Below are 21,532 nucleotides of genomic sequence, written 5' to 3'. Positions count from 1 at the left end.
GCTCACTATTTAGCGCTTTATCTTTCGTACTGCAGGCTTTCCTGTTGCCTGTTTTCCTATGGCTAGCTTTTCAGCGATAAGATTGAGGCCCGCTAGTTAAGTGCGAAACGAATCGGCACTCTGACCTTGTAGTGACTCGCTAGCCTTGGCGTAGGCGCCGCAAATTGCCAGTTTTCAACCGCAGCGATTGCTGCTTGATCTAGCAGGCTGAAGCCTGAGCTTGTGACTAACGTCAGTGCTAGCTGCTCGCCAAGTTCGTTAAACATCACTTCTATGGTTGCAGTGCCTTCGAATCCTTTCTTACGTGCTATTCGCGGATAAGTCGGTTGCGGTGGCGCTGTAGCAAACAGCGGTTTGGCTAATTCCACTATGTTGGTTTGGAGGCTGTCGTTAAATTGGGCATTGTCAGCGGCTGCACTGTCTACATTTTGAGTCGCTTTTGCATCTAGTTCGGCTGCGTTAGCGATTAAATTCGTTGGTTCTTGTGCTGTTTTGGGCTCTGTTTTTAGCTCTAATTCTTGTTCAACATGTTCGGGTTGCTTATTTACTAAAGCGTTCGTCGCTGATTGATCTGTATCTGGATAACTTTTAGCAGTAGGTTTTGCGACAGAAGGTTTCTTAGCTAACTGGCTGTCAATTCGTTGATCAGCTTTGGGTTTTTCTACAGCCTCGATAACCGTTTTATCGACAGAGTCTGCTGTTGATACTTTTCTTGCTGTGCTGCTCACTGTGGCTAACTTGGATTCTGTTTGCGTTATGGGCTCGACACTGGCGTTGCTGCTTGTCGTGCTCGTCGCAGCAGAAAAATTCAGGGTGACACGATTTGCGCAGGGAGTGTTCGATGCATGATTTGCACTCGATGCTTGGGCGCTTTGCAGCATAGTGATAGCAGGCTGCGAGGCGATAACACCCGTTTGGATGGCAACAGTTAACGCGCCAAAGGCAAGATATCGTTTCGGTGTCACAGCAACCTCTTTTTCCTAATAAAGCACTTCTGCTGATTTATCTTCGGTAAATAAGATATCCCAATATAAACAAGATCGCAAATGATAATGATTTGCATTTGATCTATTTTGTTATCTCAGGTAGAGTGCCTGCAATAGCTCGAATGAGCGCTTAAAAAAACAGCTAAACCGGTAATTCATCCTACTTTATGGGTACTGATTGTCTTGGACTCTGTCTGGAAAGGGCTCAAGTTTGAAAGAGCCTAATTTGGAAAGGAGCATCTGTAACAGACTCAATCTCAAAAGGATTGGCGTTAGGAAAGAGACTCTGGGCTCAGTATTGAATTGCACGGGAACAGCTGATTATCACTTGAGGATGAAGAGATGAAGAAAAAGCCGTTAGTGATCGCCATGGCGATAGCACTGAGTAGTACGGCCCTAAGTTTTACGTTAGCGGCAGAAGAAAATGTTAAGCCTGTTGTGCAAGGTGATGCGGATAAAAAACTCGTCACGACAGAGTTTGATGAAGTGTTAGTGAGCGCAACCCGCATCAGCGAAAAAGCCTCCGAAACCAGCCGCAGCGTAGCCGTGGTGGGTGAAGAGCAACTTGCGGTAGCTCAAGCATCATCCGTGGCTAATGCCCTTAAAAACGAGGCGAATATTACGCTGACGAATGGCCCAAGAGCTTCATCTCAAGGGGTTGAAATCCGTGGTTTAAGTGGCAGTCGAGTGCTGCAGACGATTGACGGAGCGAGACAAAATACCGGCTCTGGCCACAGAGCAACTTACTTTATGGACCCTGAGTTGCTGAAATCCATTGAAGTGCTGCGCGGTCCAGCCAGTAGTTTGTGGGGCAGTGGCGCACTGGGTGGCGTCGTCGCGCAAAATACTAAGTCAGCGCAGGATTTCTTAGCGCCCAATGAAACCTTTGGTGGCTTCCTAAAGCAAGGTTATGAGACCAATGGCTCGCGCACTAAAACCAGTGGCGCTATTTATGGTCAACAAGACAGTATCGATTGGTTACTGAACGGCTCTTACACCGACTCAAACAATATAAAAACCGGTAATGACGAAACCCTAAGCAACAGTTCATCTAATGGCAGCAGTGGTTTAGTCAAATTCGGTTGGCAAGCCGATGAGGCTTCACGCTTAGAGTTATCTGCGAGAGTCAATAAGATCAATGAATTAGTGCCAAGTAATCCTTCTGCGGCAGCCAGTAATTCAGTACCTTTAGTACGTCGCAAGACAGACGATCAAAATATCACCTTAGATTACAGTTTCAATCCAGCCAATAACCCGTATCTGGATACTAAGATGCAAGTGTATTGGAACAGTACCGACTACGATGAAGACCGTATTACTAAGGGCCAGCTAGACAGCACTGAGTATCGAACTGTGGGCATTAACCTCAATAACAGTTCGCGCTTGGGCAATACTTTGTTGACCTACGGCGTTGATGGCTTTCGCGATACCATAGAAACGACGCGTGATGATTCGGGTCAAGTGGGCCAGCGTCCGGGAAATATTGATGGTGAAACCACAGTATGGGGCGCTTTTACGCGGGCAGATATTGAGCTGACTAAGACGTTAAATCTGGATGCAGGTCTGCGTTATGACAGCTTTAAAAATGACAGTAACAACCTCAATTTATCCTCCGATGATAATGAGTTATCGCCATCGCTAGGGCTAGTTTGGCAGACTCAATCTTGGTTGACCTTAAGTGCCCGTTACGATCAAGCCTTCCGCGCACCTTCGGTAGAGGAAATGTATTCTAGTGGCACCCATTACTGCATTCCACCTATTCCGGGATTTTTGCCCCAAGGTCTATGCAACACCTTTGCGACCAATCCAGACCTAAAGTCTGAAAAAGCCCGTAACAAAGAAATCAAAGCAGATTTACGTTTCAGTGAGTTAGCCGGTGATGATGAATTAGCGTTGACGTTCAACATCTTCCGTAACGATGTGGACGATTTCATCGTGCAGCAAGTGTCTAATCCTTGGCATGGTATTCCTGGGTTCGAGCAAACGACCTCATGGAATAACGTCGAAGATGCGCGTTTAACTGGCTTTGAAATTAGCGGTCGTTACCGAATTGGCCAAACTCGCTTAGCGATGAATTATGGCCAAACCCATGGTGAAGATCGTAAAAATGGCGGCGATATTGAAGGTATACCCGCCAATAAATTTAACGTTGATTTATCCCAAGGCATTATGGAAGGCGACATGAAACTCGGCACTCGCGTCACTTATGTGGCGACGCAGTCGAATACGCCTGATGGCTTCAAAGTGGCGAAATACGACGATTACACCCTATGGGATGTGTATGTTGCGTGGGAGCCGACTATGGGCGCGATGGCGGGTGTGAGAGTGGATTTCGCCATCGAAAACATCGGCGATGAAAAGTACCAACAAGCGTGGCAAACCTTGTATCAACCGGGTCGTAATATGAAGTTATCGGCGCGCTATATGTTCTAAGCCCTGCATTAAAGTGCTGACTTCCGTTTCGGCAAATGCTGAGTGTTAAATCTGAGCAAGCGGTAAACGGGAGTCAGCGTTTAATGCCAAGCCACTCAATAGTCACTACCGCTGGAGACAGTAAAATGAAGATGACACTCGATAGCGAGCTCGATGTCGCGCCAGATTTAGGCTCTGAGCAACGTCAGCTAAGTGAGCAAAATCAGCCAAGTGAGCAACAAACGCAACTGCGACAACGATTTGAGCAACAAGCTGATTTAATGCCAGCGCAGCTCGCCAGTGAATTAGGCATTGCCGAGCTCGAAGTCGTTGCCGCCTTGCCGCCCGAACAAGTGGTGTTTGTGCCGTTAACTCAGCTCGATACATTACTGCAAGCCTTACCCGAATGGGGAAAGTTAACCACTATTGTGATGTTGTCGGGCAGTGTATTTGAATTTAAAGGGGATTTTCCCGAGGGAAAATACGCCCACGGTTATTACAACCTCTACAGCAAGGGCGACGGTTTGCACGGGCATCTCAAACTAGAAGCCATGCGCGGCATCGCTTTGATCAGCAGACCTTTTAGAGGCAGCGAGAGCCATTCGATTAACTTCTTCGGCAGCGAAGGTGAGGTCGTGTTCAAAGTGTATTTAGGTCGCGATAAACAAAGAGCGCTGTTTCCTGAACAAGTTCGCCAATTTAAAGCGCTCGCAACTGCCTTTGCCTCGGTGTAGTCACACCTCTGAATTGCAGCATTAACGACAGTATTTAAGGAACACAGCAAATGAAGCCTGAAATGACCGAACAAGAACAACGTTTAAGAGACAAGCTTTTACCTGAGATAGAAGCCTTTAAACAGCAAAGGGAAACCTTGCAACTGGCCACGTTAGGTACAGATGGCCAGCCTAATGCGAGTTATGCACCCTTCGCACTGGCCGATGACGGTTTTTATATTCTGGTGAGTGACTTAGCCCGTCATGGCCATAACTTAAAGCACTCATCTAAGGTCTCTGTGATGCTAGTTGAGGATGAAACCGCGGCCAAATCGGTTTTTGCCCGCAAGCGTTTGACCTTCGATGCGATTGCCGAGGCCGTGCCCCGTGATACGCCAGCCTTCATTAAGGGCGTTGGTGTGTTGTCAGCCCGTTTTGGCGAAATGTCCGATAACCTTGCGGCATTAACCGATTTTAACTTATACAAGCTCGCGCCCCATCAGGGTCTTTATGTGAAAGGTTTTGGCCAAGCATTTAGCCTGAGCGGCGCAGAGTTGTTAGATGTGGATTGGAAGCGCGATGGCCACCATGGCACGCCCAAAACACCGGAAAACCAGCAAGTCGCTTAAGTCGCGCTAAGCGATGGCAATAAAACCAACCCGCACTCGCTGCGGGTTGGTTTTATGCTTTTCTTTTGAGTAAAACCACGCTTTGCCCTTGAATTTTACCGCAACAGGTAGCATCTCACTGATATGCTTTAAGCAAAGCTGCGCGGTTAACGGCTTGCAGATACCCAGTTCAGGCGAATGTTATGCTTGAATTGCCGTTCCCTACCGAAGGATATCACCCGTGACAGAGCCGACCGTCGAATTAGCCAAATCACCAAACCCCATTAAAGCGGGCGCAGAGCCATTGCCTGAAAAGTTAATTCCAGTCACGCCTACAATAAGCGCTGATGCTTCGAAGGTTAAACCAACCTCGGTGCAGCAAAGATCCGTATTGCCTTGGATTGTTGGTTTTCTTAAACCCTACAAACTGAAAGTCGTCGCGGCGATTATCTGCTTGATGATAGGGTCACTCGCTTGGCTATCATTGGGCCAAGGTGTGCGCTTAATGGTTGATGAAGGCTTTGTGCGTGACAATGCGCAGCGGCTGAATGAAATTATATTGTTAGTGCTTGGGATTACCGCCGTCAGTGGCACAGCGGTGTTTTGCCGCTTCTATTTAATGACTTGGCTCGGCGAGCGGGTCAGTGCCGATATTCGTCTAACTGTTTACAATCAACTGCTTAAACTTTCGCCCGCCTTTTATGCTAAGGTTCGCACCGGCGAAGTGATCTCCCGTTTTACCGCCGACTCTACTTTGCTGCAAACCGTGGTGGGCTCGAGTTTATCTATGGCACTGCGCTCTAGTGTGACGGTACTTGGTGGTTTAGTCATGATGGGGATCACCAGCGTTAAGATGACCTTATTAGTGTTATTGGCTGTACCTTTAGTGTTGGGACCGGTGATCTTTTTCGGCCGTAAAGTGCGTACGCTGGCGCGAGAAAGCCAAGACAGGGTTGCCGATCTCGGCGCTTATGTGGATGAAACACTTCATGAAATTCATACGGTACAAGCCTATGGTCATGAAGATAAAGACCGTAGCCTATTCAATACCCGCGTCGAAGATGTGATGTCTGCGGCAAGCGGGCGGATCCGTTACCGTGCCTTGCTGATCTCAACCGTGATGTTTTTAAGTATCGCGGCGATTGCTATGGTGACTTGGGTCGGTGCCCACGATGTCATGTCGGGTAAGATGACGGGCGGCGAGCTATCCGCCTTTATGTTTTACGCTGTGATGGTTGCAGGCGCTGTGGCGACGATTAGCGAAGTGATAGGCGAGATCCAGCGGGCTTCAGGCGCCGCCGAGCGTTTAATTGAACTGGCTGAAACGCCAGTGGATATTCCCGTTGCAACTCATCCAGTGACGTTACCCGCCAAGGTCAGTGGCGAGTTAGTGATAGAAGGACTCAACTTTGCCTATCCAGAGCATGATGCCTTAGTGCTAAAACAGCTCAATATGGCCATTGCCGCGGGTGAGCGGGTTGCCTTAGTCGGCCCAAGTGGCGCGGGTAAGAGTACCTTGTTCCAGTTATTGCAGCGCTTTTATGTGCCTAGCGCTGGCAGTATTCGACTGGAAGGAATTGATATTGCTAAGCTTCTGCCACAAGACCTACGGGCGCAGTTTGCTCTGGTGCCGCAGGACTCAGTGATTTTTGCGACCAGTGTGCTTGAAAACGTGCGTTATGGCCGAGTCGATGCGACTGAGCAAGAAGTGATTGATGCTTGTATTGCAGCCCGTGCCCACGAGTTTATTAGCGAGTTTACTGACGGTTATCAAACCTATTTAGGTGAGCGTGGCGTGCGGCTTTCTGGTGGGCAAAAACAGCGGATCGCCATTGCACGGGCGATTTTAGCCGACAGACCCATATTGTTACTCGATGAAGCGACCAGCGCTTTAGATGCGGTAAGCGAGCAGAAAGTGAAGCAAGCGCTGGACGTATTGATGGCGGGTAAAACTACCTTGATTATTGCCCATCGCTTATCGACGGTGATCAATGCCGATAGGATTTTTGTATTCGATAAGGGCGAGATTGTTGCCTGCGGGCGCCACCAAGAGTTGATGCAATCCAATGCGTTATATCGTGAATTTGCCAGTCTGCAATTGTTAACCGAAGAGGCCAATGCCAGCGCCTTAAATGAGACCATTTAGGTAAAATAAAACCCAGTTGCTAACTGAAACGCTCAAGCTAGCTCACTGGGTCTTTTATTGTGCGTTTGTTGCTAAGCTTTGTTAATCAGCTTTGTCTTTAAGTACGGCACTTTAAGTACAGCACTTTAAGTGCGGTCTCTAAGCTTTATCTTTTAGCTCGCGGCGCAGAATTTTACCTACGGTACTCTTAGGTAATTGCGTCATAAATTCAATGACTTTTGGCAATTTATAGGCGGTCAATTGCTCGCGGCAATAGGTTAGAATGGCTTCTTTTGCCTGTTGATGATCTTGGTTATCATCCTTGAGTACAATGAAGGCTTTAACCGCTTCGCCCGAGTGTTCATCTTTTACTCCCACCACGGCGCATTCGATCACACTTGGATGGCTCGCAAGCACGTTTTCCACCTCGTTGGGATAAACGTTAAAGCCTGAGACTATGATCATATCCTTTTTGCGATCAACAATTTGATGGAAACCTTCCGCTGTTGCTATGGCAATATCGCCGGTTTTGAAGAAACCTTCTGGAGTCATAGCGTTGGCGGTTTCCTGCTGATTATTCCAATAACCCCGCATCACTTGTGGGCCACGCGCGGCTAATTCTCCCGCTGTACCTAAGGGCACTTCAAGGTTGTTTTCATCTAAGAGTTTAACTTCAGTGCCAATCACAGGTTTACCAATAGTGCCAAGCTTTTGATAACCGGGCGCATTGAGTGAAATCACCGGTGAGGTTTCAGATAGCCCATAACCTTCGCTGATCATATTGCCTGTCGTCTGTTGCCAAATATTCGCCGCTGCGGCAGTGAGTGCAGTGCCGCCAGAGATAGTGATTTTTAAGTGGCTAAAGTCCAGTGCCTTAAACTCAGGTTGATGGCATAGGGCGACAAACAGGGTGTTGAGTCCTGCAAATCCCGTGAAGGGGTATTTGGCGAGTGTCTTAATTAAGCCACTAATATCACGCGGATTTGGAATTAATACCGAGCAACCGCCGCACTCGAAATAAAGCACTAAGTTCACCATAAAAGCGTAAATATGGTAAATCGGCAGCGGCGCAACAAAGATATCTTCCCCTTCGGTGATCACGCTCGCGATACGGGATTTTACCTGCGCCGCATTGGCGAGCATATTGCCGTGGGTCAACATGGCACCTTTAGATAATCCTGTCGTGCCACCTGTGTATTGCAACGCCGAGAGGTCGTCGAGATTGGAGATAAATCGGCTAAAGGGAAGGTCAGCCCCTTGCTTTAAAATCTGACAAAACTCGACATTCTTAAGCCCTGTTTTTGGCTGCACATGCGGATCGATCAAATCTAAAGGATGGGTGGAGATGACGAGTTCTATTTGAGTACTGTCGATGACTTTGGCCAAGGTCGGCAATAGGTCGGATAACACCACGAGCGCTTTAGCACCAGAATCATTGAACTGATGAATAAGCTCGCGCTCTGTATATAAAGGATTCGTATTAACAAGGATAAGCCCAGCCCTGATTGCGCCGTAGGCCGCGATGACAAATTGGGTGATATTGGGCAATTGAATGGCGATGCGATCGCCGGGTTTGAGTGTGGTCTTATTCTGTAAATAGGCGGCAAAGTAACGAGAGTCGCGTTCTATCTCATTAAAACTGCTGGTTTTACCAAGGCAGGCATAGGCGGGTTTATCGCCATAACGCAGGCTGGTTTTCTCGATCAGATCGACCAGTGATGAGTAGTCTAGTTTGAGTTGAGAGTCTTGATCGTATGCCATGCTGAACTACCTCAAAGATGATGTTTATTAGTTGTTATTATTCTGGAGTTAAACAGGTGTTTAGATTAGAGGGTGTTAGCACTAGAGGTCAATGCTTATCGCGAAAAACATCGCTATACCAGTAACGGTATCTTTATGTAACAAATAGTATTTTTACTCTAAAGCTGAGGCGTTAAGGATAGCGTAATTATCGTATCATCGATAAAGCGTAATAAAGCGTAAAGGGAGAGCATTCGAGATTTTTATAATGGTTATGCTTCTAGGGATTCAACTTGCTTGTGCTTAAGCTTATTGTGCGTAAACGTCGAATAACAGATGGATTGCAGCCACTGCTAATAGATGCCTAAGATTGGATTTTATTGGACGAAGAAGCACTAAAGATATCGCAAGAAACACACTGTCTTTTGGGGATGAGTGTTTGATTTAGAACGGCGCTTGGGTTGACTCCCCAAGCGCCGATTTAGCGGTTAATGTAGACGGTTACCGATATTAACCGCTAAAAGCCTAGGGACTGAAGAATCCAGTTTCTTGACTCACTTGCTGGCTTGGCTGTTTCACATCCGTCACCGAGAATTGGATCATTTTGCGTCCAGAGGGGATGGCATCCTTATCGGCTAATACAGTGACGGGATAGTCGACTTGTTCGCCTGCAGCCAAGGTAATAATAGGATCGGCAATCAAGCTGAAGGGCATTTCACTGTCGACGGCGAGTTGATACTGCTTAGTGTCCTGCGTCTTGTTGCGGATCTTCAGTTGATAGGTGTTTTCAATCTTATTGTCAGCGGTTTCGCGGTACAGGCTTTGACGGTCTCGGATCACGTTAAGCTGGATCTCGCTGCGGCTATTCAAATCTAGACCTATCACTATCAGCATGATCACGACCGCTGCGCCGTAGCCTAAGAATCGCGGCGAGCGCCAATAGGAGTAGCTGACTCCCTTAAGATCATTCTCACTCATGTAGCCGATAAGGTTCGGTTTATAATCGAATTTCAACATGGTTTCATTACAAGCATCGACACAGGCACCGCAGTTGATGCACTCATATTGCAAGCCGTTACGAATATCTATCCCAGTTGGGCACACTTCGACACATAAATTACAGTCAACACAATCACCAAGATTACTCTCTCTGAGATTGGTTTCTTGCTTACGTTTACGCGGGCCGCGGGATTCACCGCGCTGTGCATCATAGGTCACGGTTTTAGTGTTGGCATCGAACATTACAGCTTGGAAACGTGAATAGGGGCAGCAATGTAGACACATTTGCTCGCGCATCCAGCCCGCATTCAGATAAGTACAAATGGCGAAAAACCAGACCCAGCTAGTCACCCAAAAGCTGGCATTGCCCGTCAATATGTCGATATAGAGTTCGCGGGCGGGAATGAAATAGCTGATAAAACCACAGCCGGTGAGCAGGGCGGCGAGACCCCAAAGTAAGTGCTTGGTGCTTCTTTTACCGATTTTGCTGCCAGACCAAGACGCTTTGTCGAGTTGCTTGCGTTTGTTGCTGCTGCCTTCGATGCGCGTTTCAATCCACACATAGATAAAGGTCCACGCCGTTTGTGGGCAAAGATAGCCGCACCAAACGCGGCCCCAGAACACGGTGATAAAAAATAGACCGAAGGCCGCGGCGATAAAAATCCATGCGAGTAGGGTAAAGTCCTGTGGCCAGAGCGTGATGCCAAAGAAGAAAAACTGTTGCTGGCTGATATCTAACAATATCGCTTGGCGGCCATCGATTGAGATAAACGGCAAGGCGAAAAACAACACGATCAGCAGGCTATTCATCATGGTTCGCAGGCGCTGAAAATCACCTTTCTGCTCACGAAAATGGATGTTGCCAGAGGGTGTATTGCTCCCTGTTGCAGTTTCGCTGGAGAGGATTTTAATCGGAATGTGGAGCTCGACTGAGGAAGGTTTCGCGTTCACACTCTTATTCACACTTGGAGAATTGGGGGTAACTTCGCTCTTGGGCATAAAGGGTCCTAACGGCTTAAATAAGATTCGCCTCTCTATAGCAAGCGCTAGGCCAAGTTTTAACTGATTCAACCTTATGATATATATTGTTATTTTATGATGCGAGCTAAGTGGTAGTCACGATATATCACACATTGGCGATATATCGCGTTTTTAGCTTGTGTGGTTAGAGTTATATTTCACTCGATTGACGTTGGATCCCCAGTTTTTTCATCCGCGATCTCAGTGTACTTGCCGGAACGCCTAAGACATTCGCCGCGCCGAGTGGACCGGATATTCGCCAGTTTAAGCGTTTAAGAGTCTGTTCTATATGCAAGGCTTCCGCTTCTGCTAAGGTTTGGCCTTGGGCTTGAGCTAAGGGGTTGTTGCTCGGCATCGCATGGATCTGCAGAATATCGCCTTGGGATAGAATGGCTTCGCGCTCGAGGATGTTTTGCAATTCGCGCACATTGCCCGGCCATGTGTAAGCCATGAGTTTTTGCAGCCCTTTTTGGCTCACACCGCGGATTTTTTTGCCTAACTTACGATTCAAACTGTGCAGTATATGGCTGACGAGTTCGGGGATATCTTCGATCCTCGCGCGCAGTGGTGGTACTTGAATAGGGAATACATTCAAGCGGTAATAGAGATCCATCCGAAATAATCCCTGCTCGACCCGCTTGAGTAAGTCGTGATGACTGGCGGCGACCAAGCGAATATCCACTTGAATGGTTTCGCTGCCTCCGAGGCGTTCGAAGGATTGCTCTTGGATGACCCGCAGTAGTTTTGATTGGGCTTCTAAACTGAGTTCTGCCACTTCATCGAGGAACAGCGTGCCTTGGTGAGCAAGTTCAAAGCGGCCTTTACGGCGACTGGTGGCACCGGTAAATGCGCCTTTCTCGTGACCAAAGAGTTCACTTTCTAACAAAGATGCCGAAAACGCGGCGCAGTTGACGCTGATCATCGGCTTGTCTTTGCGGCGACTGAGTTGATGTAAGTTACGGGCAACGAGCTCTTTCCCTGTGCCATTTTCACCACAAATGAGCACTGTACTGTCGGTATTGGCCACCATATGCAATTGCTGGATCATGTGGCGGATCACGCTACTGGCGCCCGAAATATCCACATCACCCGTTTTGTCAGCAAGTTCAGCCTGCAGATAATGATTCTCCGAGGCGAGTCGCTCCGAGAGCGCCTGCACTTGCGCCAATGCTTGGCGTAGTGACTGCTCTGTTTGCTTTTGAATACTAATGTCACGAAATATCGCGACTACGCCAATCAGTTCATTATCACGGTAAACGGGGGTGGAACTGTAATACACGGGGAAGCTGCTGCCATCTTTACGCCAGAACACATCATGGGTGATTTCTCGGGTAATACCATCCTTTAAGGTGTTGTAAATCGGGCAATCTTCTTGGGGATAATGGCTACCATCCGCATGGCTGTGGTGATGGCAGTTATGGATATTTTTGCCCAGTAACTCTTCATTCTTCCAACCTGTCATGCGTTCTGCCGCTGGATTGATAAACACCGCATTACCGCTTAAATCAAATCCATAAATACCTTCACCGACAGCGTTAAGCAGTAACTGGTTTTCCGGTAAGAAATGCTTATCTACCGATTTTTTATTATTGACCGAAATCTCATTTGTCATCTGTGGTACTCAGGTTTAGGCGGTATTGCCTGAGTATACCTTAAGTCGTATGGCGCGATATATCGTGTTTTGATTGAACTATTGAGTACTTACCTCTTTATGGTGACATTTTGGATCACATTTTTAGCACTCTAAAATGCATTTTTACCCAATGCAGTACCTTAAAAAATATTTACCTATAACAGACTGATCTAAAAGAGAAATGACTAATATTCATTCAAAAGTCTGATTTAACATTGGATATTGTCTTATTTATGTTATAAAAATGTTCTTGTTATGTAAAAAATAACTTTGTATTGACCGTAGTTGCAAGGTTTAGGGATGAGAATCGCATAAAGCAGGTCAGGTATTCTAAAAAAATAATAAGCAGTTGGGATGAATATGATGACCTCAAAGAAGCAGAAGTTTGGATTAAGTGCAGTCAGTTTGGCGATTACATTAGCTTTGTCTGGTAGCTTCATTAGCCCGCAAGCCATGGCTGAGGAAGAAGACGCTGCTGTTAAAAATGAAGGCGTGGAAAAGATTGCGGTTGTTGGTTCACGTGCGGCACCACGCTCAATCGGCGATTCCCCCGTTCCAATTGATATTATTAGTAGTGACGACCTTAAAAAGAATGGTTCGACTGACATGATTGATATGTTAGTGACATCGGTACCTTCGTTTAACTCGCGCGCTCAACCCATCAGTGATGCGGCAACCTTAGTACGTCCCGTTAACTTACGTGGTTTGCCTTCCGACAGTACCTTAGTGTTAGTCAATGGTAAGCGTCGTCACCGCGCAGCTGTGATTGCGTTCCAAGGCGGCGGCATTAACGATGGTGCTCAAGGTCCTGATATCTCGGTTATTCCTGGTTCTGCATTGAAGCAAGTCGAAGTGCTGCGTGACGGCGCTGCGGCGCAATATGGCTCTGATGCGATTGCAGGGGTCATGAACTTTGTCTTAAAAGATAATTCCGATGGTGGCTCCATCACAGTGACCCAAGGTGAATATTACGAGGGTGACGGTGCTACGACCACAGTCGAAGGCGATGTTGGTTTACCGCTGACGGATAATGGCTTTGTTAACTTAAGCTTCCAGTATAAAAATGCGGATGCAACCAGCCGTAGTGTGCAGCGTCCCGATGCGGCTAACTTAGCAGAGCAGGGTAATACTGCGATTAATGACCCAGCTCAAGTATGGGGCAATCCTGAAATCAATGATGACTACTCAGTGTTCATCAACTCAGGCTTAGACATTAATGCCAATATGCATGCCTATGCCTTTGGTAACCTGTCATCCCGCGATGCCGTAGGGGGATTTTATTATCGTAATCCGCAGGACCGCAGTAATGTGTATACCCCTCCTGAAGGCGGTAATTTATTAGTCGGAGCTATAAATGGTGATCAATCGTCTTGTGTGGTAGTGCCAATTCCTAAAGTTGATACAAACAACGACGGTATTCCCGATGCTGATGGTAACGTCTTAGATACCGATGCTTATAAGGCCATGGTTGCCGATCCCAATTGCTTTGCTATGAACCAAATTTTCCCCGGTGGTTATACGCCGCAGTTCACTGGGACCATTGAAGATATGTCTTTCTTCGGCGGTGTAAAGGGCGATATCGGCGAGTGGAATTACGATTTCAGCGCCGGTACCGGTAGTAACAAAGCCAGCTTCGGCCTTAAAAACTCGTTAAACCCATCATTGGGATTAGATACCCCAACTGATTTCGATACCGGTGCCTATGAGCAAGTTGAAACCACAGTTAACTTAGATTTTTCGCGTTTCATTACTATAGGTGGCATCGAAGACATTAGCTTTGCTTCTGGTTTTGAATGGCGTAATGAGTCGTTTGAGATTTTTCAAGGTGATGAAGCCTCGTGGATTGCTGGCCCTTATGCTAGCCAAGGTTTCAATATTGGTGCGCACGGATTTAAAGGCTTTGGCCCAGAATCTGCGGGTAAAAACTCTCGCCACAATATCGGTATTTATACTGATCTAGAAGCCTATTTAAGTGATGACTGGCTACTCGGTTTAGCACTGCGTTACGAAGACTTTTCGACCTTTGGTGATACGTTAAATTACAAACTGACATTGCAGTATTCTGCAACCGACGAATTGTCATTCCGCGCTTCACACAGCACGGGCTTTAGAGCGCCAACGGTGGGTCAAGAAAACGTTGTCAATACGCAGACATCGATTATTGATGGTCAGTTGATCCAGACGTTTATTGCGCCACCCACCGATCCGCTTGCGGCATTTTATGGCGGGGAAGTGTTAAAGCCTGAAGAGTCAACAAGCTATGCGTTAGGCGCAGTGTATGAATACGAAAGCTTTTTCTTAACGGTCGATTATTACAACATTGGCGTTGAGGGTCGTATTGCGCAGTCGAGTAAGATTGATGTTGAAGCTAAAGACTATGATGCGCTGCGTGCAGCGGGCGTTGAGTTCCCTGAGTTGATCCAAGGCGTGAGTTATTACACCAACGACTTTGATACTACGACTCAAGGTATCGATATCGTCGCCTCCTATGATGCGGAAATTCTGTCGGGTAATGCTAAATTCAGTCTTGCCTATGGTTGGACCGATACCAGCGTTGATAAATACGATCCCGAAACCACTGATGAAGGCAAGGTTCGGCGTTTAGAAGATGGTATTCCTGCACACCGTGCAACCTTGACCTGGGCGCAGTCATGGGATCAATTAAGCATGTCACTGCGTGGTAACTACTTCGGTGAGTACTATGCGACTCATGCTGACGATACCTCTGATTGGGGTTCTGAAATGGCCGATGCTGCAGTCACCATAGATCTGGAAGTGAGCTATGAGTTATTTGATGGCTTAACCCTGGCGGTAGGGGCAAATAACCTATTCGACCAAAAAGCGCAAAAGCTGAAAGTGGGCGATGATTACGCTTATTCTCAACTTGGTGGCGTTTACTATGAAAGTGGGCCATTCGATTACAACGGTGGCTTCTACTATGGCCGTGTAAATTACCGTTTTTAATGAGTAAGCCAATTTATAGAAGCGATTTCTAACCCACCTTTCAAGAAATTTGGCTTTTATAGATTTGAAGTGAAGTGAGCAAAAAGGCTGCAGTGCAGCCTTTTTTATTGGTTATTTTTCGTTAGCTGCGATTCGTTTGTGCGGCAGCAAGGCCATTCAACACATCACTCATACTGAGTTTTGACGGCAAAAGAATGCCATTGGGGGCGCTTGGACCGTAGATTTTATTGTAGGGCGTACCAGGTACACCTTCATGGCGCATATAGCTTTCAATCGTTTTGTTGGCTTCACTCCAGTTGCCTTGCATCAGGATAATGTTGTCTGCCATTAAGGCATTCACAATTTGTTCCCTGTGGGTGACTTCGGCTTTATTGGTTTGGCAAATGGTGCACCAATCTGAAGTAATATCGACAAATACGGTATAGCCTTGGGCAACCAGAGGCGCAATTTGCTCGGGCGCTAAGGTATGCCATTGCAGTTTTTGATAGGCTTGATAATCCTCGCCTTTATGCACAAATCCAATAATAGCGCCGAGTCCTAAGGCGAAAAATCCCAGTACAAATATCACCGCCAGCGGTATGGTTTTTCCTTTTTGTCTTTGCCAAAGCAGCAGCAAGATAGCGCCGATTAATAGACAAAGAATGACAATACTGATCAGAGTAATAGTGCTCATAAAACTTCCTGCTGGAGAATGGCGTGCCTTTATTAAACATAGAGGCTTAGGAATACAGACTTAGATTCGTGCTTATCTTAGCGGTTAACGGCTTAAATCAGCGTGAATTTATAGGATTTCATTTGAGCTGCCCTTTGACGCATTCAGTTGCAATTGTGTTTTGCGCCTGCTGTTGAGTCTTTGTAAGCTGGGCAAGATGATAGTTACCGCTATAACAAAAATAAAAGGAAATAAGATGACACCTTTACTATCGCGTCGACGCTCGTCGGCTAGGCCGCTTTGGTCATTATTACTGTTGCCGTTGATCGTATTCTGCTCGAGCCTGAGCTATGCCGAAACCGCCAAAAAGGCCGAAGATAAAGCCGACAAGCTTGTCCCTGAGGTGGTTAAAACCGAGCATAAGATGACGATTCAAGGGCAAAAAGTCAGTTATCAAGCGATAAGTGGCGAGACTATTTTAAAGGATGATAAAGACGAACCGCTGGCGAGTATTTTCTCTATTACCTATTTACGTGACGATGTTAAAGACAGCAGCAAACGCCCCGTAACCTTTATTTTTAACGGCGGTCCGGGTTCGGCATCGCTCTGGTTGCACATGGGCTTATTTGGCCCTAAACGTGTGGTGGTGCCGGATGCAAAGGATGATGGCGCAGCACCTTATCGTATTGAATCAAACGATTACTCTATGCTTGATGAGTCCGATCTCGTGTTCATCGATCCCGTAGGTACTGGCTTTAGCCGCGCCTTAGGCGATAAAAAAGGTGCGGATTTTTGGGGCGTGAAAGAAGATGCCCAGTCGATTGCCGAGTTTATTCGCCGCTGGTTGATTGAGCATAAACGATGGAACTCCCCTAAATATTTGGCCGGCGAGAGTTACGGTACTACCCGCGCGGCTGCGCTTGTGAATGAATTGCAGGGCGGTTGGACCGACATTTCGGTCAATGGAATTATGCTGATTTCATCCATTCTCGATTTTAGTCATGCCCGCTACCAACCGGGTAATAATCAACCATACATTGGTTTTTTACCGACCATGGCGGCGACGGCTTTTTACCATAATAAAGTCAGCGCTACGGATGAAGCTTTAGGGCTGGAGGCTTTTATTGAGGAGGCGCGCCAGTTTGCGATCAAAGATTATGCCCTCGCGTTGTTGCAAGGCAGCCGCTTAACACCCGAGGCATATCAAGCTGTACGTCAAAGCTTGGCGCGCTTTACGGGTTTAAGTGAGCACTATTTAGATCGTGTTAATTTGCGCGTGAGCGCCAGTCGATACACTAAGGAGCTGCTCAGAGAGCAAGATTTGACGATAGGACGCTTAGACAGCCGCTACACAGGTAAAGACTACGACAGTGGCGGCGACTCAACCGACGATGATCCATCAGGTTATGGGATTGATGGCGCCTATACGGCTGCCATGCATCAATATCTTTATGACGATTTGGGCGTGACCTTATCCCGTCCTTTCAACGTTCTCTCCGTTGATGTGAACCGGAGTTGGAATTGGAATATCAGTGGCAAGCAGATGCACTATGTCAACGTTGCGCCTTATCTTGGTCAAGCGCAGCGTGAGAACAAAGATCTGAGGATTTTTGTCGGCAACGGTTACTTTGACTTTGCGACGCCATTTTTTGCCACCGAAAATACCTTTGCCGATAACGGCATAGATAATAGTCGTGTGAGTATGCATTACTATAAAGCGGGGCACATGATGTACGTTGAGCCCGAATCCTTAACCCAGTTAGTGAAGGATATCCGTGCTTTTTATCAGCCTAAATAGCCGTTAATTTATCAACAAACGGATTGATTAGCGTTAACGCCTTAATGGCGCGATGCTAGAATAGCAAACAAGTTAAGGCCCCAGAGTTTATCTACATCAATGGGGCCTTTTTATTCGGCGTAAGGTGTGTTCAATGAGTTTTAGTACTTGGTTAGGTTTATTGGCTATTTGTTGTTTGGGGGCTATGTCGCCGGGCCCAAGTTTAGCTATGGTGGTGCGCCATACCTTAGGCGGCGGACGGGGCAAGGGCATAGTGTGCGCGTGGGCACATTCAATAGGCATTGGGATTTATGCGTTGGTGACGTTACTCGGCTTAGCCGTCGTACTTAAAAAGGCGCCCTTAGTCTTTAATGGCATTGCGATTCTCGGTGCTTTGTATTTGGCTTGGATGGGAGTTCAGGCGCTGCGTTCCAAGGGCGGTATGCAAGCTAAATTGGCCGCAGGGGAGGCGACAGATACCTTGACCGCAGCCCGTGATGGTATCGCCATTTCCTTATTCAATCCTAAAATCATGCTATTTTTCCTCGCATTATTCAGCCAATTCGTGATGGTGGCCGACAGCATGACAGCTAAAGCCTTAATCGTTTTTACCCCATTAGTGGTCGATGGCCTTTGGTACACGCTTATCGCTTTATTGTTGTCCCACTCAAGCGTGTTGCCTAAGTTACGGGAAAAGGCAGGGTTAATTGATAAGTTGTCTGGCGTGGTATTGATACTGCTAGCGATCCGCGTGGTATATACGCTTTAATTATTTATTGCAGGTAATTTGTTTCAACAAACAAAAACGCCATCAATCGATGGCGTTTTTTATGTTATCGCTATGCATGAAGGGCGTGCTTAGCCTTTAAACATTTGCACTGAATTGTCGGCTTGTTCTGCCACCGCTTCTTGGAGAATTGGCGGATTCGCGATGTGATCGTCTAAGTTGTCACTCAGCATTTCTTTGAATTCACTGCTAAACCATTCTAATGCACTTTCTTTCTCGGCGCCGAGATCCGCTGATTTAATTGCGGCTTCGAAGGCGTTAAAACGTGCCGCGGCAAAACGGAGTGCTGTGCCCACTTTACCTACATCTGCTTCTTGTTGGCTTAGCTGATTGGCTAAGGCAATAAACTGATCGGCAAGTTCGTAAATGGTGGTGTTGCTCGTGTCGGTCATGGCGTTCACTCTAAAAAGTAACAGATTAAAGTTCGATTCTAACTTAATTGACGTAAGAAGGAATCGTCAGGCATTAACTATTGGGATCTGTGTCGGTAATGACGACTCCGGTTTGGGAGTCATAACTGATCGAGAGTTTGTCGTTTGTTCGATAGAAATAAGTGCACTTGCCAGGATTGGTATAACTGGCTTTGTAGTCGGTTTCTGTCGCATCAACATTTAAGCGCGAGACACTCGGTTGAGTATTTTGGAATAGCACTTCCCATACCGAGATACAGTCTTCGACATTATCAAGCGACGGTGAGGCTTCATTACCAAAGATATAGTGCTGTGCAGGCCAGCCGAAGGCGTTGAAATCCACTTGTTCAGATTGCGCCGTGCCAAATACGGGTAAGTCTTCTTTTGGACCTGAGCCCACTTTTACCGCCCAAACGGAGCGCGCCAGATTGATGGCTGACTTAAAGCCACCGCCAGCGGCTTTGACTGTAGCGATTTGCGCATCTTGCTGCACATTGATAAATTTTGGCAGGGCCACTACCGCTAAAATACCGAGCACTATGATGACCACCACAAGCTCTATTAAGGTGAAACCCGTTTGATGTCGTTGTATCAATTTATCAGAATGTTGGATCATCATGGCGTATTAGACAGTGCGAGAATGGGCGCACTATAGCATTTAAATTCGAATGTTTTAAATTGAAAGTCTTAAAGCGAAACACTGCAAACATAGCCGTATCACTTATCGACAAGCATAACCTTCAAACTTGCCATTCTACAGCAGGGCTTTTAAGCTAACCCGATAATAGGATTGAGGAAGTAAAATCGTGACTCAGGCGACATGGCAAACATTTATCGATGGGCAAAGGGCTTTGCCTTATTTTCAGCAACTAAGTGCGTTTGTAGACAATGAACGCAGGGCTGGGAAAGTGGTTTATCCACCCGAAGCCGATGTTTTTAATGCCTTTACTATGACTCCGCTTGAAAAGGTCAAAGTGGTATTGATTGGCCAAGATCCCTATCACGGCCCAGATCAAGCCCATGGTTTATGCTTTTCGGTCAAACGCGGTATTAAACCGCCGCCTTCCTTAGCCAATATGTACAAGGAATTAGCGACAGATATTGATGGCTTTACCATTCCATCCCACGGGGATTTATCCGCATGGGCGGAGCAGGGGCTCTTAATGCTCAATACGGTATTAACCGTTGAGCAAGGTAAGGCGCACTCCCATGCCAAAGCGGGCTGGGAAGTGTTTACTGCTGCCGCGCTGGAATTATTAAATCGCCAGACACAGCCGATTATCTTCGTGCTTTGGGGCAGTCATGCCATCAAAAAAGGTCAAGTGATTAACGCACCGCAACATCAAGTGCTCACTGGGCCGCATCCTTCACCTTTATCGGCCTATCGGGGTTTCTTTGGCTGTGGGCATTTTTCTCAAGTGAATCAATTATTACTTGAGCGGGGCGAAGCGCCGTTCCGCTGGCAGGTTTAATCTTAGGATTGCGGGTTTGAGGCAATAAAAAAGGTCTTACTGAGTAAGACCTTTTCTTTGGGCTAAAACGGATTAGCGAGTGCTCAGTGATTACGGTCGACCGAAATCTTAGCAAGCGCAACTAAGGCTTGCTTGTAGTCGCTGTCGGGCAGAATCGATAATGCCTCGATGGCTTTCTCTGATTCTTCAATTGCTTTTTGCTGGGTGTAGTTTAACGCGCCGCAATGGTGCAGTGCTGCCACGATTTTATCTATGGCCTGTGTTCCATCGCCTTGCTCAATTGCTTGACGTATGAGGTGTTTCTCTTCGTCTGTGCCATGGGCAATGGCATAGATGAGTGGCAGAGTTGGTTTACCTTCAGCAAGATCATCACCTATGTTCTTGCCTAGCTCATCACTGTCGGCGGTATAGTCGAGTAAATCGTCGGTAAGCTGGAAGGCGGTACCAAGGTATTTACCATAGTTACCTAAGGCGGTTTCTTGCTCTGGCGTCGCACCCGCTAACACGCCCGCAAGCAGGGTGGCGGCTTCAAACAACTTAGCGGTTTTGCAATAAATGACCCGCATATAGCTTTCTTCTGTGGTGTCAGGATCGTTGCAATTCATCAGTTGTAAGACTTCGCCCTCGGCCAACACGTTCGTGGTATCCGCTAACACTCTGAGCACTTTCATGCTGTCAAGTTCAGTCATCATCTGGAATGAACGGGTATAAAGAAAATCCCCGACCAGCACGCTGGCGCTATTGCCGAACAGTGCGTTGGCGGTTTCTCGTCCGCGGCGCAATGTCGATTCATCAACTACATCATCGTGGAGCAATGAGGCCGTATGGATAAACTCAATAATCGCCGCTAGCTTAAGATGCGCTTCGCCTTCGTAGCTCACCGCACGTGCGGCTAATACCGACAGCAGAGGACGAAGACGTTTACCACCACCATTAATAATGTAAAAACCTAATTGATTAATTAGGGCGACATCTGATTCAAGCTGTTTATATATCAGCTGATTGACTGCTTGCATATCAGTGTCAGCCAGTTGACGAATAGCGTTTAAATCCATAGTAGACTCTGGTTGTGGGGTCATTACGTACCGGCCCCTGTTTAGGCTCACGTGTTATAATGAAATGAATTTTACCTAAAATTCTGACATATGACAGCACTAGCTCAACTAATGTGAGAGTTAATCCGGTCTTTTTTTATTCTTTCCTAATTAGGGCTTGCCAGAGTTAGATTCTTCGC

16 protein-coding genes are annotated in these 21,532 nt (G+C 46.9%); 8 read left to right on the top strand and 8 right to left on the bottom strand.

What is annotated here, in order from left to right:
* Positions 1 to 92: 92 nt before the first annotated feature.
* Positions 93 to 965 (bottom strand): energy transducer TonB, encoded by an 873-nt coding sequence (locus BM607_RS14515; RefSeq protein WP_071940182.1) that lies wholly within the window; start codon positions 963 to 965, stop codon positions 93 to 95.
* 363 nt (positions 966 to 1,328) lie between these two features.
* On the opposite strand from BM607_RS14515, the gene BM607_RS14510 reads away from it, so the two are divergent.
* The 4 genes from BM607_RS14510 to BM607_RS14495 all read left to right on the top strand — a co-directional run bounded on the left by BM607_RS14510 (position 1,329) and on the right by BM607_RS14495 (position 6,865).
* Positions 1,329 to 3,419: a TonB-dependent hemoglobin/transferrin/lactoferrin family receptor gene (locus BM607_RS14510; protein WP_071940183.1), complete on the top strand. Its 2,091-nt coding sequence runs from the start codon at positions 1,329 to 1,331 to the stop codon at positions 3,417 to 3,419.
* Positions 3,420 to 3,550: 131 nt separating this feature from the next.
* On the top strand, positions 3,551 to 4,132 hold the full coding sequence (gene hutX, locus BM607_RS14505; RefSeq protein WP_087486553.1) for a heme utilization cystosolic carrier protein HutX: 582 nt from the start codon (positions 3,551 to 3,553) through the stop codon (positions 4,130 to 4,132).
* 50 nt (positions 4,133 to 4,182) lie between these two features.
* The gene (gene hutZ, locus BM607_RS14500) at positions 4,183 to 4,740 is read left to right on the top strand and encodes a heme utilization protein HutZ (RefSeq protein ID WP_012588388.1); all 558 of its coding nucleotides are present in this window, start codon (positions 4,183 to 4,185) and stop codon (positions 4,738 to 4,740) included.
* A gap of 220 nt (positions 4,741 to 4,960) precedes the next feature.
* Positions 4,961 to 6,865, top strand: coding sequence for an ABC transporter transmembrane domain-containing protein (locus BM607_RS14495; RefSeq protein WP_071940184.1), 1,905 nt, complete (start codon positions 4,961 to 4,963; stop codon positions 6,863 to 6,865).
* A 138-nt stretch (positions 6,866 to 7,003) separates the two neighbouring features.
* On the opposite strand, the gene BM607_RS14490 is transcribed toward BM607_RS14495, so the two are convergent.
* From BM607_RS14490 to BM607_RS14480, 3 genes are all read right to left on the bottom strand, one after another.
* A complete protein-coding gene (locus tag BM607_RS14490; protein ID WP_012588386.1) occupies positions 7,004 to 8,605 on the bottom strand; it encodes an AMP-binding protein in 1,602 nt (533 codons plus the stop codon).
* Between the two features lie 504 nt (positions 8,606 to 9,109).
* On the bottom strand, positions 9,110 to 10,582 hold the full coding sequence (gene ccoG, locus BM607_RS14485) for a cytochrome c oxidase accessory protein CcoG (RefSeq protein ID WP_071940185.1): 1,473 nt from the start codon (positions 10,580 to 10,582) through the stop codon (positions 9,110 to 9,112).
* 172 nt (positions 10,583 to 10,754) lie between these two features.
* The gene (locus tag BM607_RS14480; protein WP_071940186.1) at positions 10,755 to 12,215 is read right to left on the bottom strand and encodes a sigma 54-interacting transcriptional regulator; all 1,461 of its coding nucleotides are present in this window, start codon (positions 12,213 to 12,215) and stop codon (positions 10,755 to 10,757) included.
* A gap of 381 nt (positions 12,216 to 12,596) precedes the next feature.
* On the opposite strand from BM607_RS14480, the gene BM607_RS14475 reads away from it, so the two are divergent.
* On the top strand, positions 12,597 to 15,200 hold the full coding sequence (locus tag BM607_RS14475) for a TonB-dependent receptor (RefSeq protein ID WP_071940227.1): 2,604 nt from the start codon (positions 12,597 to 12,599) through the stop codon (positions 15,198 to 15,200).
* Positions 15,201 to 15,321: 121 nt separating this feature from the next.
* Here the strand turns inward: BM607_RS14475 and BM607_RS14470 are convergent, their stop codons facing one another.
* Positions 15,322 to 15,873 carry a thioredoxin family protein gene (locus tag BM607_RS14470; protein ID WP_071940187.1) on the bottom strand — a complete coding sequence of 184 codons (552 nt, stop codon included), beginning with the start codon at positions 15,871 to 15,873 and terminating at the stop codon, positions 15,322 to 15,324.
* A 235-nt stretch (positions 15,874 to 16,108) separates the two neighbouring features.
* Between BM607_RS14470 and BM607_RS14465 the strand changes: the two genes are divergently transcribed.
* Both BM607_RS14465 and BM607_RS14460 read left to right on the top strand, forming a co-directional pair.
* The gene (locus BM607_RS14465; RefSeq protein WP_071940188.1) at positions 16,109 to 17,650 is read left to right on the top strand and encodes a peptidase S10; all 1,542 of its coding nucleotides are present in this window, start codon (positions 16,109 to 16,111) and stop codon (positions 17,648 to 17,650) included.
* Positions 17,651 to 17,783: 133 nt separating this feature from the next.
* The gene (locus BM607_RS14460; protein ID WP_006085833.1) at positions 17,784 to 18,398 is read left to right on the top strand and encodes a LysE family translocator; all 615 of its coding nucleotides are present in this window, start codon (positions 17,784 to 17,786) and stop codon (positions 18,396 to 18,398) included.
* Between the two features lie 89 nt (positions 18,399 to 18,487).
* Here BM607_RS14460 and BM607_RS14455 read toward each other — a convergent pair whose 3' ends face one another.
* Both BM607_RS14455 and BM607_RS14450 read right to left on the bottom strand, forming a co-directional pair.
* A complete protein-coding gene (locus BM607_RS14455) occupies positions 18,488 to 18,808 on the bottom strand; it encodes a DUF3144 domain-containing protein (protein ID WP_006080519.1) in 321 nt (106 codons plus the stop codon).
* 73 nt (positions 18,809 to 18,881) lie between these two features.
* Complete coding sequence (locus tag BM607_RS14450) at positions 18,882 to 19,445, bottom strand: prepilin-type N-terminal cleavage/methylation domain-containing protein (RefSeq protein WP_012088469.1); 564 nt, start codon at positions 19,443 to 19,445, stop codon at positions 18,882 to 18,884.
* Positions 19,446 to 19,632: 187 nt separating this feature from the next.
* On the opposite strand from BM607_RS14450, the gene ung reads away from it, so the two are divergent.
* The gene (gene ung / locus BM607_RS14445) at positions 19,633 to 20,298 is read left to right on the top strand and encodes a uracil-DNA glycosylase (RefSeq protein WP_071940189.1); all 666 of its coding nucleotides are present in this window, start codon (positions 19,633 to 19,635) and stop codon (positions 20,296 to 20,298) included.
* An 83-nt stretch (positions 20,299 to 20,381) separates the two neighbouring features.
* Here ung and ispB read toward each other — a convergent pair whose 3' ends face one another.
* A complete protein-coding gene (gene ispB / locus BM607_RS14440; RefSeq protein ID WP_037391117.1) occupies positions 20,382 to 21,353 on the bottom strand; it encodes an octaprenyl diphosphate synthase in 972 nt (323 codons plus the stop codon).
* Between the last annotated feature and the right edge of the window lie 179 nt (positions 21,354 to 21,532).

The sequence above is a fragment of the Shewanella sp. SACH genome (genome assembly GCF_001887095.2).
In the GTDB taxonomy this organism is placed as follows: domain Bacteria; phylum Pseudomonadota; class Gammaproteobacteria; order Enterobacterales; family Shewanellaceae; genus Shewanella; species Shewanella baltica.
The sequence above is the reverse complement of the archived record's forward strand: the minus strand, read 5'-3'. Positions and strand labels throughout refer to the sequence as shown.